Raw genomic sequence first — 15,996 nt, 5'->3', positions numbered from 1 at the left:
GCTTGGTCTATAGCAGAGAAACCAGGGGGGACCATGATGAATTGGAAACAGACGGCTTTGGGTGCATTAGGAGCGTTAGCTCTCTTGTCGGCAACGGCTTGCGGGGGAAGCACTGAACCGGAAGGGAATGCGGGAAGTGGGAAAACGGGCACAGATATTACGGTAAAAGACAATACCAATACATCGGTGTATCAGAGCTTCAAACTCGAGAAAATTGATAAATTACCCAATATGCGCGGCGTGGCCTGGCTAAGTGATGACTGGATCGTATCGGACAAAGAGAACACGTCGATGAAACCCGTTATGGTTGAAGGCCAGGAGAGATACCCGCATAACTTATATATGTACGATCTGGCGAAAGGAACCGATACACCGCTCAAGGAGAGCGAAGTCAGTCTGAGCTCGCCGATTGTTTCACCGGATGGGCAGTACCTGTTCTACCGTGAGCCGGAGGAATCGACAGGCAAAGGTTTCTTTATGAATTTGCACAACGGGGAGACAGTGAATGCAGGCAAGGAAGATGGTTTCGTTCAGGAAGGCGCGTGGCTGGATAATGAGCATGTTGTCTTTCCGAATATGAAGGGAGAACTCGTCTCAGCCAGTATTGATGGAACAACCAAGGTGTTGGTGGAGACCGGCAATTTCAACGTGCGCAGCGTCAGGGTTTCGGGCAGTATGATCTACTATATTACCGGTGAAGACGGACAGTTGAATGCCTATGATACAACTACAGGTGATGTAAAACAGGTCCTGAAGAGCGTGGAGTGGGTTATTCCGTCCAATGATGGAACTAGGCTGGCCATTGTGAAAAAAACAGCGGATACGAAACGGGCGCTGGTGCTTACCGATCTGGAAGGCAACGAGAAGGCGACGCTTGCCAGAGGCACACAGATCTTCGGGACCAGTTGGTCCGGGGATGATTCCAAGATCGCGTACACAATTAACTCGGAGAGCGATGATGAGAAAGGGCTGTTCGTCTCCAATACGGAATCAGCAGAGCAATTCCAGATTTCGGCCGACATGGACGACATCTCCGATCCGCTTGCCTGGAGCCCGGAAGGCAACAAGATTCTGCTGTCCCAAGCGGTGCTGCAGAATGAATCATATCACTTTGTCACCTCTGTTATTACGATCTCGGAGTAACGGGTGACTATACAAGAATGAGCCTGTTCCCAGGAGGAACCAGGCTTTTTTCTTATGCACTTTTTGAAAAGATGGAAGCAGGCTGTTCCTTACGGAGAAGTCTCGGTATGTAGAATAACGGATAGATCATCAAGTAAAGGTTGGGAACCCACCAGCCCCAATCGAGCTCTCCGCGGAATGACCAGAACGCAATCGCTTGGAGCCCGGAACAGAAGGTCAATACCAGGGAGATAAGGGCGACCATCCGCGAGCGTTGATCCGAACGGCGAAGAAGGAACAGACTATAGAATCCTGTAGCGGAAATGAGCAGATCAAGCGGAAGAAACGACAGGTTCCAAGCGACCAGCAGAGGGTTAGTATAGTCCTGATATAAGTATTCCTTAGGAATCCATGAACCCCAAGTCACCGCCCAATACAGAATAAAGCCGATATCCGTGAGCAGGAATAAGGTTTTTAACGAACGACTCAATGTTATCCCTCCTTATCGGGTTGGAATTCAGCACCATGATGCAGTGAAACATCCTGTGCCAAAACAGAAGGTGAGTATTCTGCTGCCAGCTGAAGAGACCCGTTACTCGGTACTTTCGCTTCTGTGCTTCCCATACGTAATCCAGCCACACCAAGGATAATCAGCAGCAGGGATCCGGCTTTCAGCCAAGTCATCGGTTCCTGAAACGCGAACAGCCCAACCACAGCCAGAATGGTGATCCCAGCTCCAGACCATATGGCATAGGCGATACTGACTGGAATTTCTTTGAGTGCAAGACTCATGACCCCAAAACTAATCAGATAAAAAATACCCATAAGTACTGCGAGCCCGGGTTTACTTAATCCTTCAGACATTTTCATGGAGATCGTCCCGGCAACTTCAAATAGAACGGCTACAGCGAGCCATAACCAAGCCATTATGGTCCCTCCTTTGGAAGAACGCCTTCCAGGAGCATATCGACCATCTCCTGCAGTGCTGCCGATAAGGTGCTGCCGTTCCAGGATCCGGATGCAGACTGTTCCATCAACCTGTATAAGCCGCCAATATAGACTTGTACAAAAACTTCGGTATCAAAGGAACGCAGTTCACCAGATGCCTGTCCTGTGTGTACCAATTGTCTGATCTCATCCCAGTGGTTCGTTATAAAAAGATCCAATTGGCTCCAGACAGCAGGATAATAACGTTGCAATTCAGACAAACGTCGGAGATCAAACATGCCGAGGTCGTCGGGCATCATGACAAGGGCTTGTCTTAACTTGGACGGAAGGGGTAGCGAAGTGTCACTCATGAGCTGTTGCTCTTTCTGAACGATTTCGGTCAGTGAGGTATCGAGCAAGTCTTTGAGCAAGTCTTCTTTGGAAGGAAAGAATTCATATACCGTCTTGGTACTCATACCCAGTTGTTTGGACAAGTCATTCATACTGAACCGGAAGCCACTGCGGATCACTTCATGGCGGGTGATATCAAGAATGCGTTCTCTAATCATGGTTATGCCTCCTTGTACTCTGCTTGTTTGATCGGAAAATAAATAAAATAATTTATTTTCCTTGTTTTTTTTGTATTTTATATCCCGGTTTTCTTTGTGTCAAGAAGAGGCACTTCTTTAATGCTGCAGTAAGTTATACTGAAAAGACGAGAAGTGAAGGGGGAAGTGTGCCATGGATGAAAAGGACTGCCGTTTACTGCTAAGCGTATCCGAAGAGAGCAGTCTGACCCGTGCTGCGGAGCGCATGTTTATGACCCAGCCGGCCTTGACTTACCGATTGCAGCAGCTGGAGAAAGAGTTTGGCGTACCGCTCATCGACAAAACGCTGAAAGGGGCCAAATTTACACCGGAAGGTGAACATCTAGCGATCTATGCCCGGAAAATGCTGCGTGACCTCCATCAGGTGAAAGAGCAGCTCTCAAATATTCGCAATGAAGTCAAGGGAACGCTGCGCCTGGGGATCGCCAATCATTACTCCTTGTATAAGCTCCCGCCTTTGTTAAAACAATTTCAGGAGCAGTATCCTGAAGTGAAGTTTGCCGTTACCTGTGCACTAAGTGTTGAAGTTATTGAACTGCTGACGCGCGATGAAATTCAGGTAGGGGTGATTCGGGGAGAGCATCCCTGGTTTGATTGCAAGCATCTGCTGCACGATGAAGCAGTCTGTATCGTATCCAGGGAACCGATAGATCTGGATGAACTCCCCGGTCTGCCGCAAATCGCTTTTCAGGAACCTGTAACTAAGGCAGGAGGAGTGGCGATAAGTCCATTTCGTGAGGCGGTAGCCTCTTGGTGGTATGAACGTTATGATCGTTCACCTACGGTGGCGATGCGGGTGGACAGCTATGAGACCTGCAAAGAAATGGTGCGCTATGGCCTTGGTTACGCGATTATCCCGGGGATCTTCGTTACAGATGAGGACGGGCTTCACCAGCAGGAGCTCATTCGTCTTGACGGTCAGGGCGTGAGACGCAATACATGGCTGGTTTATAAGAAAAGTGTGCTGCAGCAAGCTACAGCAGACCGCTTTATCAGTTTGATGAGATCGGAAAGGACTCAGGCTGATACGGGTGTAGATAATAGTTAAACCTCAGGTGATATGTGCATGATATATATGCATAATTATTCGGATAGATTTGGAGTGGAACGGCGTCTCTTGCAGGTTGGTATGGTATGGGGATTACGTATGTTCTTGTTTTAAAGGGATGTAGATACGGCTGGATTGCTCATCAAGCAACTCCATATGGATGTTGAAATATTCCGTTTATGCTTACACATCATAATATCCATATATGAATAATCCAGGCCCATAAAATTTTTTATGGGTTTTTCCTTAATTTTTTTGAATTTACTAATGGCATGGTCACACATACAATATATGAAAATCACACTGTATATTTATTCAGTAGAATTGAATATATAAATATGTTGTTCGGAGAAAGGTGGTAAGCATTCATGAATCATGACCATGCTCATATGAAGCAGAACATAAAGGACGTTGTGGATCAGCTGGACCCTCAGCTGCGGGAGCTGTCCCTTCGTATTCATGCCAATCCTGAGCTTAGTTTCGGGGAAGTTCAAGCACAGCAGTGGTTAACAGAACCACTTGAAGCGGCCGGATTTCAGGTGGAAAAGGGGATTTCCGGACTTCCGACTTCGTTTCGAGCTGTATGGGAAGGCCAAGCAGATGGGCCTACCATCGCTCTGCTGGCCGAATATGATGCTTTGCCTCGTATTGGACATGCCTGCGGACATAATCTGATCGGCACTTCGGCAGTAGGTGCCGCCATGGCTCTTAAGAAGGCTTTTCCTGAACTGCCTGGGCGAATCATTGTTCTTGGTACTCCGGCTGAGGAAGAGGGCGGCGGCAAGATTATCATGGCGAATGATGGTGTATTTGACGGGATCGATGCTGTCATGATGTGCCATCCGCAGCAAAAAACGATGGTACTCCGGGGAGCACTGGCTTGTGTGGACGCAACCTTTACGTTTCATGGCAAACAGGCGCATGCAGCTTCTTCTCCCGAAAAGGGAATCAGTGCGCTGGATGCACTGGTAAATGCCTATGCGGGCATTAACTCGCTTCGCCCCTATTTGAAGGATGACGTCCGGGTAAACGGGATTATCACCAAGGGTGGAGATGCACCAAACGTTGTGCCTGAGCTGGCAGAGGCGGTGTACATTATCCGGGCAAAAACAGTTGAGGAACTGAAGACGGTTATGGATAAAGTGTACCGCGTCGTGCGTCATGCTGCCGAGGGAGTTGGTGCCACGGTAGATATTTCGGAAGGACTGATCTATGCCGAGCGCAATAACAACAAGGCGCTGGCGAGCCTGTTTCAACAGAATCTGGAGGACATGGGCATTGAGGTCCATGATCCGCCGCAGACAGGTGGAGTGGGTTCATCGGATATTGGCAATGTAAGCCAGGTAACCGCAGCGATCCATCCATACATCCGGTTGGGAGATGCAACGACCCATACCCCTGAGTTTGCCCGGCTTGCCGGAGCGGAAGAGGGCATGATTGAGCTGAATCTTGCAGCCAAGGCGCTGGCACTGACAGCGTACGATCTGTATGCGGACAGAGCTGCTTTGCAGCAGGTGCGGAATGAATTTGAAGAGTGGAAACAACAGAAGGACGAGGGATGATCAATTGGAAAACATAACAAAACCACCACAACAACCACGCAAATGGTTCAAAATGCCGCATACCTTCGTCATCTTGTTTATTCTGGTATTGGTTGCTACCGTACTGACGTACATTATTCCCGCAGGGGAATTCGACCGGGTGAAGGATGAGGCCACAGGCAAATCTCTGCTCGTTCCGGGTTCATATCATCATGTGGAGGCCAATCCGACGAGCCTGTGGGATATTCCCAAATCTATCGTCCGCGGGCTGGTTGATTCCGCTGACGTCGTATTCTTTATTTTCATCATTGGCGGGGCATTTCAGATCATTACAAGCACGGGTACGATTGAGGCACTGACGGGCCGGGTAGCGCGTTCGTTCGCCAACAAGGGATTGTGGGTCATTCCAGTGTTTATCACCTTATTCTCTGTGGGTGGGTTTACAATGGGGATGTCTACAGAGGTCATGGTTTTCGTACCCATTGGTATCGCTATTGCTCGGGCACTGGGATATGACGCACTTACCGGTACAGCGATGATCTCGCTGGGAGCCTCTTGTGGTTTCACCGCTGGATTGCTGAATCCGTTCAATGTGGGCCTGGCTCAGGCCATCGCCGAAGTTCCGATTTTCTCCGGCATGTGGCTCCGTGCGATCATCCTGGTATGCTTGATTGCTATTACAAGTATCTATATCATGCGTTATGCTTCGCGGGTGAAATCTGACCCGACTCGAGGGTTGGTTCACGAGCTTGAGCTGGAGCAGGCAGCGGATACACCAGCCGTGGATCTGAACAAGCTACCAACCATTCGCATTACACATATCCTTACAATCCTTACGATTGTTGCCGGGTTTGCCCTGTTGATCTGGGGCGTATCGACAGAAGGCTGGTGGATGGAGGAGCTTGCGGCCCTTTTCCTGAGCATGGGCGTCATTTCCGGACTGGTTTCCGGATTCGGACCGAGCCGAATTGCGAGTGAATTTGTTAAAGGGGCAAGTGGTATCGCGTACGGAGCCTTTATCATTGGTCTGGCCAGAGGTATTATGGTTGTTCTGGATCAGGGGAATGTTATCGATTCGGTTGTGTACGGAATGTCTACTGCAGTGAGTGAACTTCCGTCATCTGTTCAAGTATTGGGCATGTACTTCTTCCAAAATATAATGAATGTCTTCATTACATCGGGTACAGGCATGGCGGTAACAACGATGCCGATCATGGTTCCACTATCCGATCTGCTCGGCATTACCCGTCAGACTGCCGTGTTGGCATTCCAGTTCGGTGATGGTTTCACCAACATGATTCTGCCAACATCTTCCGCATTAATGGGCAGTCTTGCCGTATCGGGTATTCCGTATCAAAAGTGGGTTAAATTTTTCTGGCCTCTAATGGTAATGTGGATAGCACTGGGGATCATCTTCATGCTAATCGCAAGTACCATTCAGTATTCCTAATAAAATAAAGAGCCTGTGTTCTGAGGCAGCTCCTCTCCAACTGTTTATACAGTTCAGAGGGGCTGCCGCCAGAACACAGGCTTTATTTATGGAAATTTAATTGGGCATACTCATGAGCAGCTTCACTGCTTCGGCACGCGTCGTGTTGTCTCTTGGAGCAAAGGTGTTCAATCCCTTACCATTCAATAGCCCGGACTGTTGCATTCCAGCCACCGCTGCTCTCGCCCATACAGGAATCTGTTCGTTATCTGCAAAGGTTGAGCTGGTTCCGGATTCTGCCTTCACTTGCAGGGCATTCGCTACCATCACGGCCATTTCTGCACGGGTTACGGCATCATTCGGACGGAAGGCACCGCCCGAGTCCCCCTGAATGAATCCGGCCTGCACGGCACTGGCTACGGCAGACTGTGCCCAGGCGGCTATGTTTGAGCGGTCGGTAAATGATAAAGGTGCTTCTGCATAATCGGTTTGCAGTGCATTCATCAGCATTACTGTGAACTCGGCACGTGTAACGGATGCGTTTGGTTTAAACGATCCATCCACATATCCCTTCACGATGCCATCACGGACAGCCTGCTGAATGAGCTCTTCCGCCCAGTGACCTTTTATATCATGTAATGCGACTTCTACTGGGGCGTTAGGCTGATCAATCGCAAATACAGCAAATTTGGTAAAATGATTTACGTCGACTTGGATCAGATCGCCATCCATAGAGGATTTTCCAGCAGAAAGCCATTTCTTTTCTTGTTCATCAAAATAGAATAGTTCTGCCCGTTGATTGCTTCGCAAGCTTGATCCGTCGAAGGCCATCTTTAAGGTTACGGGTTTGTCGAAATTCTGAGTCACATTCTTTAGTAGTTCATATACCGGACTGAGCAGCTGGGCTTGATTGGTCAGCAGATCGGATGAATCTTCAACCGGGTCAATGGTGATCTTCAGTTCCTGATTCATTGCCCCGGCAGGGATAATTAATGTCATGCCATTTCCTAAACTTACTTGACCGGCCTGCCCCGCTGCCAGCGTTAAACGGCCGTTTGTTGATGAGTTCGCCGAGTTGGGTGACGAGGAATTATTGCTCGATCCGTTGCTGTTCTGGCTACCGGAACCACCGCCGTTATTGCCATTGCCGCCTGATGGTGGAGAAGGAACCACGTTCCATTTCGCATATAAAGTAAGATCGGCGATAATCTCCGTTTGATCAAAGTCGAACGGTGTCTTCAACTCAGGATCGACGTACCATCCACTAAACGTGTAGCCTGAACGGCTTGGTGAAACCGGAGCTGTAAGCTTATTTCCGTGCTCAACCGATACATCATCTACGGCAGATCCACCAAGAGTATCGAAGGAGATGGTGTATTTGTCAGCAGTCCATTTCGCATACAGAGTAAGATCGCCAGTTACAGTTGTGTTATCAAAGTCAAAAGCCTGACTCAAACTTGAATCGGTGAACCACCCAGCGAAAGTGTGTCCCACTTTGGTTGGATCAGCAGGAGCCACTGCCAACTCACCATATTGAATCGATTGATCGTCCACCGCCGTACCGCCATTAGAGTTGAAGCTGACAGTGTAGGAGTTGATCGTCCATTTCGCATATAGGGTGAGATTGCCAGTTACAGGTGTATTGTCAAAGTCAAAAGCCTGACTCAAACCTGAATCGGTGAACCATCCAGCAAAAGTGTGTCCTGCTTTGGTTGGATTGGCAGGAGCCGCTGCCAACTCACTATATGGAACGGACTGGTCATCGACGGCCGTACCGCCATTAGAGTTGAAGTTAACGGTGTAGGAGTTGATCGTCCATTTAGCATGCAGGGTGATATCGCCAGTTACGGTTGTGTTGTCAAAGTCAAAACGCTGACTCAAACCCGAATCGGTGAACCATCCGGCGAACGTGTGCCCATCTTTGGTTGGGGCATCAGGAGCCGCTACCAACTCGCTATATGGAACAGACTGATCATCGACCACTGTACCGCCGTTAGAGTCAAAGCTGACGGTGTAATTGTTGATCGACCATTTTGCATAAAGAGTGAGGTCACTAGTTACTGTTGTGTTGTCAAAATCAAAAGCCTGACTCAAACCTGAATCCGTGAACCATCCAGCGAAGGTGTGTCCAGCTTTGGTTGGGGTATCAGGAGCCGTCGCCAACTCACCATATTGAATCGATTGAGTATCGATCGCTGTACCACCATTGGATTCAAAGTTAACAGTGTAGGAGTTGATCGTCCATTTCGCATGCAGGGTGATATCGCCAGTTACGGCTGTGTTGTCAAAATCAAAACGCTGACTCAAACCCGAATCGGTGAACCATCCGGCGAACGTGTGCCCAGCTTTGGTTGGGGCATCAGGAGCCGTTGCCAACTCGCTATATGGAACGGACTGATCATCGACCGCCGTACCGCCGTTAGAGTCGAAGTTGACAGTGTAGGAGTTGATCGACCATTTCGTATACAACGTAAGATTGGTAGTTACAGATGTGTTGTCAAAGTCAAAAGCCTGACTCAAACCCGAATCGGTGAACCATCCAGCGAACGTGTGCCCAGCTTTGGTTGGATCGGCTGGTTTGGTAGATTGGTCACCATAATTCACGTATTGTTCAGGTACATCCGAACCGCCATTACTGTCAAAATGGATCGTCCGTGGAGCATAAAAGCTAAATTGAATTGTTGTCGTGTTGCCTGCACGATCCGTAACAATCAGGAGTTGCTCTCCTTCGGTTTGGACCGTGCCCCCATTATTGAATGGGAAACCATTGAGGGTCGCTGTTCCTTCATTAAAGGTGATTACGGGACTAACGTTATAGACGCCGTTCTGGGTCACGCCTGTGACAACAGGGGGATGGGCATCTACCGTAAAGTGAATCGTTGTTGTACCAATGCTATTGGTAACTGTCAGGGTATAATCTCCATCTGCCGTGACGGTAGTGCCACTTGTAAATGCAGCGCCATTCAGCAGCGCCGTACCACTATTAAAGCTAGGTGTGACGGCTTGATTGTACACTGTGCCTTCAACTACACCGCTAATGATTGGAGCTGTAGTTTGCTCAATAGTTATGGAAACTGTCACCGGAACACTGGTGCCCCATTCATTGTTAGCACTATAAGTGAAACTGTCAGTTCCTACATAATCAGTCATCGGAGTATAAGTAAACGAGCCGTTGGCATTCATAACGAGTGTTCCGTACATCGGCCCACTCCTCAAGATAGCAGTAGAAGCATCCCTATCATTGGCTAGCAAGCCTGGTGCAGGAACAACCAAAGCGGCGTTTTGGTTGGTGGTATAGGTGTCTTCGATTGCTTCAGGCAGCTGTCCGAAGTCCAGAATGGGGAATTCGCCCCCATTTACAATATAATAAACCAAAGTTGATTGGTTTCGGTTGAGATCAGGTACTTTAAAATTCACCTGGCCATCACCACCAAACTTGGTGCCGAGTAGACTAAATAAAACTTGATTCTGGTTGATGGTCAGTGTTGATCCATCGGCTGGTATCCAGCGGTTTGTCGGAAGGCTTACCAGCATGGGAATGATCTCGCCTGAATACTCGCTACCAGTCCCATTCTCGGCACGTTGAGTTGGATCCGTGGATATGACATAGTTAATATTGTTTTGTATTTTAGGTAAATTCGGAAGTTTAAATGAGGTATTCCCGTCACCGCCGTAGGTCGTGCCAATCATCTTATATAAGTCACTGTATGTAGATGTGGAGAGCTCTTGGCCATTCGCGGCTAAAAATCCTGGTGGGGTAAACTGATACGGAAAGAGACGAACTTCTCCAAGAACAGATGGTCCCGCGCCATAGATATTCTCATCACGCGAAGGGAAAATTCCGTTTAACGCTATGTAATAGCCCATGCCATCAGGTGCAGCACCGGATAGATTGGGCAATGAGAAGGTTGTTTTTCCATCACCCCCAAAATTAAGTCCAAGCAGAGAGTAAAGAGCGGTATTCTGAGTGATAGACATGGTTTGTCCTCTGGCAGGCATCCATCCTCTGGGTGTTGCATTGTACGGAAATAATTTGATCTCACCAAGATAGGGTTCTACTGCTGCCGCGTTAGCCCGTTCTAGACTGAAATTATTCCACAGACCACTCAGTCCAATCAGGAATACCAACCAGATGATACTTACTTTCTTGAATAAAGGTAGACTCACAATTTCATCCCCATTTTCCTCATGTAATATATTCACGTTATGCTTATCCCCATCCACTGCACTTTCGTGTTTTACAGTGGTAAGCCATATAATGATGAGCATAGTGTACTGGATACGAAGGCAAAAATGAATATGATTTTTCTTCAAATTTAAAATAAATTTTGATATCTTCCAGAGACAACTCAATTATGGTTGAAATGTTCCATAACTTTCATCCCTTTCTATACATTTATATTGACTAAGCCCTTCCGATTCCGATAAACTAGAGTGCAGGAATAAAAGTCGTATGTTGGGCAGCAGTTCGAGACGATGTTTCGGGCGGCTGTTTATTTTCTTTTTAATGAGCAAGGTTGCAACGTTGTAGGCTTGTCGGATGATCCGGCCAATATCAACATGGAATAGGAACAGGTGATACACATGTGTAACAGCGCGTACCGCGTGCTTTTATATTATAAGTTCGTGAAGATTGAAGACCCCGAGACATTTACTCAAGAACATCTGCAATACTGCAAGGACCTGGGTGTAAAAGGCCGTATTCTAATTGCATCGGAAGGTATTAATGGTACGGTATCCGGCACGCCGGAGCAGACGGAGCAATACATGAAGGACATGCATGCCAATCCGCTGTTCAGCGATATGGTGTTCAAGATTGATGACGTGGAAGAGCATGCATTCAAAAAAATATTCGTTCGTCACAAAGCGGAGCTGGTAACCTTCCGCGTGGACGAAGAACTGGACCCGAACGTGACTAGCGGCAAACGTCTATCGCCGAAAGAGTTCCACGAGCATTTGCAACGGGAAGATGTCATCGTCATCGATGGCCGCAATGACTACGAATATGAAATCGGTCATTTCCGCGGAGCCATTCGTCCGGACGTTGAGTCGTTCCGCGAGTTTCCGGAGTGGATTCGGGAGAACTTGGGCGATATGAAGGACAAAAAGATCATTACCTACTGTACTGGCGGCATTCGCTGCGAGAAGCTGACCGGTTTCATGATCAAAGAAGGTTTCCAAGATGTGGCTCAACTGGAAGGTGGCATCGTAACCTACGGTAAGGACCCTGAGGTACAAGGTCGTCTGTTCGATGGTAAGTGCTACGTGTTTGACGAACGTATCTCCGTGCCGATTAACCGGACAGATGAGGATATCGTTATTGCCAGCTGTTATCACTGTGGAACGACACATGACCGATATATTAATTGTCCAACCTGCAACCTGCAGCATGTGTGCTGTGAGGATTGCGAAGAGACGCATAACCGCTTTTGCTCGGATGCCTGCCGGGAGGCAGCACCGGTACACGCATAAGCAGGAGAGCAGGTGCTGCACGTGAAGCGTGAAGACGAAATGACGACGCGTGAACGGATTTTGTTCATGCTGAAGCGGCAGGGCACGATGACCGCAAGAGAAATGACGGCCGAACTTGAACTGACCGGCATGGCGATTCGCCGTCACCTGACGGCACTGGAGCAGGATGGACTAATTGAAGTCCGGGAGGCTCGGGCCACAGCTGGACGTCCATCTTCGGTGTACCATTTGACCGCACGCGGAGATGGTTTTTTTCCAAAATCCTACCCGTCGCTTACGCTTGAATTGCTCGAAGAACTGACGGAGTCTGCCGGTGAAGGCATTGTAGACACGCTCTTCGAGAGTCGGCGCGACAAGCTGCTCCGGAGCAAATTGCCCCAGATGGAGGGCCAGGATCTGGCCGGGCGTGTGGAGGAATTGGCACGCATACAGAATGCTAATGGCTACATGGCTGACGCATCGAGAGAAGAAGACGGTTCTTATGTGCTGACAGAGCTGAACTGCCCCATTGTACAGGTGGCGAGCGTATATCGTCAGGCTTGCCGCTGTGAATTGGATCTTTTCCGTTCCTTGCTGCAGGCAGATGTCGAGCGCACGGAATGTTACGCTGAGGGCGGCAAGAAGTGCACATACCAGATTCGCGAAGCCGCGGGAAATTGATGAACGTAAGGAGATTGTTTCGATTATTCGAAACAGTCTCTTTTTTTGTTATATAAGACGTAAAAACGTTACTATTACGGTTGAATACACATTGTGATTCACTTAACATCCGGTAAAGTTATATCAGTTCACGATATTTAGGAGAAGATCTTATCGTACATGAACACTTGACACATGAATCTTATAATAATAACATGCGTTATATAACAGGTGTTATTTTTGATGGAGGGAGAATGTAATGCCACCAAGATCCGAGATCACGCAAGAAAAAGTGTTAGCTGCCGCATTTGAGCTTGTGCGGGAGCAGGGGCTGGAGGCGATCACTGCGAGAAACGTCGCTCAGACACTCCAATGCTCTACCCAACCGATCTATAGCCTCTATAACAACATTGAAGAGCTGAAAGCAAGTGTCTATGACAAAGCTGCCGAATTTGCTCGTAATAGCATGCTGGATTATAAGGACAGCGATAATTCTCCTGCTCTGAACCTGACCATCGGTTTTCTGTATTTTGCGCAAAACGAGAAGCAGCTGTTCAGAGCCTTGTATCTATCAGGTTATCGGCAATACCATCCACACACTGATCAGTTTCTGGGGGAAGAGCTGACCACATCTTATATGCGATACAGCAAGCGATTGCAGGACATTTCCTACGAGCAACTCAAGCGCATTTTCTTAAAATTGACGATTTATTTAATCGGCATTGGAACGCTACTTAACTCTCACACCTTAGAGCTGGACATGGACGAAGCCACCGAGATGATCCGGGAAATGTATGAGATGTTACTGCATAAAGAAGGTCTCACTTATTAAATCCGAATAGGGAGTGTGCATAGTGGTCCAGGGGCTCGGTAATAAAATTGGAGAAGGCGGATGCGCGGAAGTGTTTGAATGGGAAGATGGAAGCAAGATCATCAAGTTGGCTAAGCCAAATACCATTCCGGCTGCTTTACAGGCTGAACTGCACCATTGTCGAATTGCTTGGGCCTGCGGGCTGCCAGTTCCGCGACCCTACGATTTGGTGGACGTTGGAGGTCGATCAGGTGCTGTATTTGAACGAATCTATGGCGAACCCATTATGAAGAGATTTGTAGAAAGAGCAGTAGAGCAATCCAGACTGCAACAACCCATGGATATCATGGACGATTACATTGATGCGAAGATCACGGCACAACTTTTTCACCAGATTCATTCTCATTCAGTGGCCAATATGCCGAGTCAGCGGAAGAATATCAGAAACGATATTAATAGAGCCCAATATTTAACAGAAGCGGAGAAGGCAGCCGTTATCGCCGAACTGGATGACTTACCCATCAAGCAGCAGCTTTGTCACGGAGACCCAAATCCAGGCAATATACTGCTTAGAGATAACGACGCCGTCATTATTGACTGGAACAATGCTTCTACAGGAAATCCGGAAGCTGACTTGGCTGAATATGTAATTATGATCCGCTATGCGATCTTACCCCCACATTTGCCCAATGAGGCCAGTGTTCTTCTCGATGCTACAAGGGAAACCTGCATTAACTTGTTCATGGAGGAGTACGAAAGATTATCTGGCATCCGTTATGCAGACGTTGAACCTTGGATCCTCCCTATGGCAGCACGCAAACTGGTTGCGGATGGGATCTCCGAAGAGGAAAAGTGTTTGCTTATCAACGAGATTAGAAGAAGGCTCCACATTTGTTAGGCAAATTAAAGTATGATAAACGCGCCATCGGCAGAAATATTGTGGATGGCTTTTTTTATTTTGTGTAATGTTTTCTATCATGCTTAAGGAATAAACCAAATTGGAAGCGGTACAACCATTGACGGGAAAGAAGTCGCACCTTAATATTAGAGAAACACAAAATGACCAACACGAGTCATGGACTTCAGTCGCATGAGGAATGTCTATGTTTGTCTGCTTTTGTCGATAAAAGCAACAATGCGTTGAAGCGTTCGCTTTGTCCCGCCCTATCGTGCCACTAGGATGAGGAGATGGGCAACACATTTAGAAGATGGAGAGGGGTTCTCACATGAAAAAGAAATTCTGGATGTCACTGATGATGGTTGCCTCAATGATTGTAGCCGCAGGTTGCGGAAATAACAGCAGCACGGGTACGGGTACGGAATCCGAAGGATCCGGTACTACAGCAAGCGAAGGGACTGCAGAAAAATCCTACCGCATTGCCATCTCGCAAATTGTGGAACATCCTTCCCTGGATGCAACACGTGAAGGATTCATTGCGGCACTGAAGGAAGCGGGAATCGAGGAAAACAAAAACCTGACCATTGACTACAACAATGCACAAGGTGATTCAACCAACAACCTGTCCATTGCCCAAAAAATCGCAGGGGATTCGAAGAATGACCTGGTGCTCGGGATTGCTACCCCATCTGCACTGGCACTGGCTCAACAGGTCAAAGAAAAGCCATTGCTCTTCGCAGCAGTAACGGACCCGCTGGGTGCCAAACTGGTTAGTGACTTGGACAAGCCAGGCAGCAATGTCACTGGTGCATCGGATACGAATCCGGAAGCAATTGTGCAGTTGGCTGATTTTATCGCGAAATACATGACCGACGTAAAAACAGTAGGTTTGGTCATTAACGAGGGCGAACCGAATGCTGTTGTCATGGCCGACAATGCCGAAAAAGCACTGGCAACACACGGAATCAAGCTGGTCAAAGCTCCAGTTACGAATACATCTGAAGTTAAACAGGCAACAGACTCTCTGGTAGGCAAAGTGGATGCCTTCTACATCACACTCGACAACTCGGTTGTCAGTGCAGTGGATACGATCATCCAGACAGCAAACAGCAACAAGATTCCGTTCTTCTCCAGTGACCGGGACACGGTTGAAAAAGGTGCTTTTGCTACCGTAGGTTTTAAATACTATGACCATGGATATCAAGTCGGCGAAATGGCTGCGGATATTTTGAAGAATGGTACGAAGCCTGGCGATATGAAAGTAACCGTTCCGGACAAGCTCGATCTGATCCTGAATCTTAAAGCAGCTGAAGCTCAAGGCATCACAGTTACCGACGAGATGAAGGCGGAAGTGCAGGACCAGGATAACAACATTATTCAATAATCTGACCGGATGACAACCGGCAGTACGGATGCGAGGCGGACGTGCAGTAGGTTCGCCTCATTCTTTTCGATAGACAGGGAGGAAGTAGCGTGAGTATAAGTTGGAATTCAATCGAAG

The 15,996-nt window shown here is 48.0% G+C and carries 13 protein-coding genes; 9 read left to right on the top strand and 4 right to left on the bottom strand.

The genetic code is table 11. From position 1 onward, the window contains the following. The first annotated feature begins 36 nt into the window (after positions 1–36). Positions 37–1,143, top strand: coding sequence for a DUF5050 domain-containing protein (locus tag PIL01S_RS10055; protein ID WP_164764207.1), 1,107 nt, complete (start codon positions 37–39; stop codon positions 1,141–1,143). 52 nt (positions 1,144–1,195) lie between these two features. Here the strand turns inward: PIL01S_RS10055 and PIL01S_RS10050 are convergent, their stop codons facing one another. From PIL01S_RS10050 to PIL01S_RS10040, 3 genes are read right to left on the bottom strand one after another with little or no spacing between them, the layout of a single operon-like run. Continuing rightward, the gene (locus tag PIL01S_RS10050; RefSeq protein WP_127537419.1) at positions 1,196–1,612 is read right to left on the bottom strand and encodes a YvaD family protein; all 417 of its coding nucleotides are present in this window, start codon (positions 1,610–1,612) and stop codon (positions 1,196–1,198) included. 2 nt (positions 1,613–1,614) lie between these two features. Next, the gene (locus PIL01S_RS10045) at positions 1,615–2,049 is read right to left on the bottom strand and encodes a DMT family transporter (RefSeq protein WP_127537418.1); all 435 of its coding nucleotides are present in this window, start codon (positions 2,047–2,049) and stop codon (positions 1,615–1,617) included. Beyond that, entirely contained in the window at positions 2,049–2,618 is a 570-nt protein-coding gene (locus PIL01S_RS10040; RefSeq protein WP_127537417.1) for a TetR/AcrR family transcriptional regulator, read from the bottom strand. The genes PIL01S_RS10045 and PIL01S_RS10040 overlap by 1 nt, the downstream gene beginning before the upstream one ends. Before the next feature lie 172 nt (positions 2,619–2,790). Here PIL01S_RS10040 and PIL01S_RS10035 point away from each other — a divergent pair, with 172 nt between their 5' ends. The 3 genes from PIL01S_RS10035 to PIL01S_RS10025 all read left to right on the top strand — a co-directional run bounded on the left by PIL01S_RS10035 (position 2,791) and on the right by PIL01S_RS10025 (position 6,696). Further along, positions 2,791–3,705 (top strand): LysR family transcriptional regulator, encoded by a 915-nt coding sequence (locus tag PIL01S_RS10035; protein WP_127537416.1) that lies wholly within the window; start codon positions 2,791–2,793, stop codon positions 3,703–3,705. Positions 3,706–4,073: 368 nt separating this feature from the next. Continuing rightward, positions 4,074–5,267 carry a M20 family metallopeptidase gene (locus PIL01S_RS10030; protein WP_127537415.1) on the top strand — a complete coding sequence of 398 codons (1,194 nt, stop codon included), beginning with the start codon at positions 4,074–4,076 and terminating at the stop codon, positions 5,265–5,267. A gap of 4 nt (positions 5,268–5,271) precedes the next feature. Beyond that, positions 5,272–6,696 (top strand): YfcC family protein, encoded by a 1,425-nt coding sequence (locus PIL01S_RS10025; RefSeq protein WP_246058159.1) that lies wholly within the window; start codon positions 5,272–5,274, stop codon positions 6,694–6,696. A 96-nt stretch (positions 6,697–6,792) separates the two neighbouring features. Here PIL01S_RS10025 and PIL01S_RS29755 read toward each other — a convergent pair whose 3' ends face one another. Beyond that, positions 6,793–10,878, bottom strand: coding sequence for an InlB B-repeat-containing protein (locus tag PIL01S_RS29755; protein WP_164764206.1), 4,086 nt, complete (start codon positions 10,876–10,878; stop codon positions 6,793–6,795). A 381-nt stretch (positions 10,879–11,259) separates the two neighbouring features. On the opposite strand from PIL01S_RS29755, the gene trhO reads away from it, so the two are divergent. The 5 genes from trhO (at position 11,260) to PIL01S_RS09995 (ending at position 15,879) form a co-directional block, all read left to right on the top strand. Beyond that, positions 11,260–12,147: an oxygen-dependent tRNA uridine(34) hydroxylase TrhO gene (trhO, locus tag PIL01S_RS10015; protein WP_127537412.1), complete on the top strand. Its 888-nt coding sequence runs from the start codon at positions 11,260–11,262 to the stop codon at positions 12,145–12,147. A 21-nt stretch (positions 12,148–12,168) separates the two neighbouring features. After that, on the top strand, positions 12,169–12,807 hold the full coding sequence (locus PIL01S_RS10010; protein WP_095291272.1) for a helix-turn-helix transcriptional regulator: 639 nt from the start codon (positions 12,169–12,171) through the stop codon (positions 12,805–12,807). Positions 12,808–13,045: 238 nt separating this feature from the next. Continuing rightward, positions 13,046–13,618: a TetR/AcrR family transcriptional regulator gene (locus PIL01S_RS10005; protein WP_127537411.1), complete on the top strand. Its 573-nt coding sequence runs from the start codon at positions 13,046–13,048 to the stop codon at positions 13,616–13,618. 22 nt (positions 13,619–13,640) lie between these two features. After that, complete coding sequence (locus tag PIL01S_RS10000) at positions 13,641–14,495, top strand: phosphotransferase family protein (RefSeq protein WP_127537410.1); 855 nt, start codon at positions 13,641–13,643, stop codon at positions 14,493–14,495. A gap of 328 nt (positions 14,496–14,823) precedes the next feature. Continuing rightward, complete coding sequence (locus PIL01S_RS09995) at positions 14,824–15,879, top strand: ABC transporter substrate-binding protein (protein WP_127537409.1); 1,056 nt, start codon at positions 14,824–14,826, stop codon at positions 15,877–15,879. Positions 15,880–15,996: the final 117 nt, after the last annotated feature.

The organism is Paenibacillus illinoisensis NBRC 15959 (genome assembly GCF_004000925.1).
GTDB classification, from domain to species: domain Bacteria; phylum Bacillota; class Bacilli; order Paenibacillales; family Paenibacillaceae; genus Paenibacillus; species Paenibacillus illinoisensis.
This window is presented reverse-complemented; position numbering and strand designations above follow the sequence as displayed.

Coding starts and splice junctions, on each gene's coding strand:
- PIL01S_RS10030 (WP_127537415.1), top strand. CDS start 4,074: ATGAATCATGACCATGCTCATATGAAGCAGAACATAAAGGACGTTGTG.
- trhO (WP_127537412.1), top strand. CDS start 11,260: ATGTGTAACAGCGCGTACCGCGTGCTTTTATATTATAAGTTCGTGAAG.
- PIL01S_RS10055 (WP_164764207.1), top strand. CDS start 37: ATGAATTGGAAACAGACGGCTTTGGGTGCATTAGGAGCGTTAGCTCTC.
- PIL01S_RS10005 (WP_127537411.1), top strand. CDS start 13,046: ATGCCACCAAGATCCGAGATCACGCAAGAAAAAGTGTTAGCTGCCGCA.
- PIL01S_RS10035 (WP_127537416.1), top strand. CDS start 2,791: ATGGATGAAAAGGACTGCCGTTTACTGCTAAGCGTATCCGAAGAGAGC.
- PIL01S_RS10040 (WP_127537417.1), bottom strand. CDS start 2,618: ATGATTAGAGAACGCATTCTTGATATCACCCGCCATGAAGTGATCCGC.
- PIL01S_RS10045 (WP_127537418.1), bottom strand. CDS start 2,049: ATGGCTTGGTTATGGCTCGCTGTAGCCGTTCTATTTGAAGTTGCCGGG.
- PIL01S_RS09995 (WP_127537409.1), top strand. CDS start 14,824: ATGAAAAAGAAATTCTGGATGTCACTGATGATGGTTGCCTCAATGATT.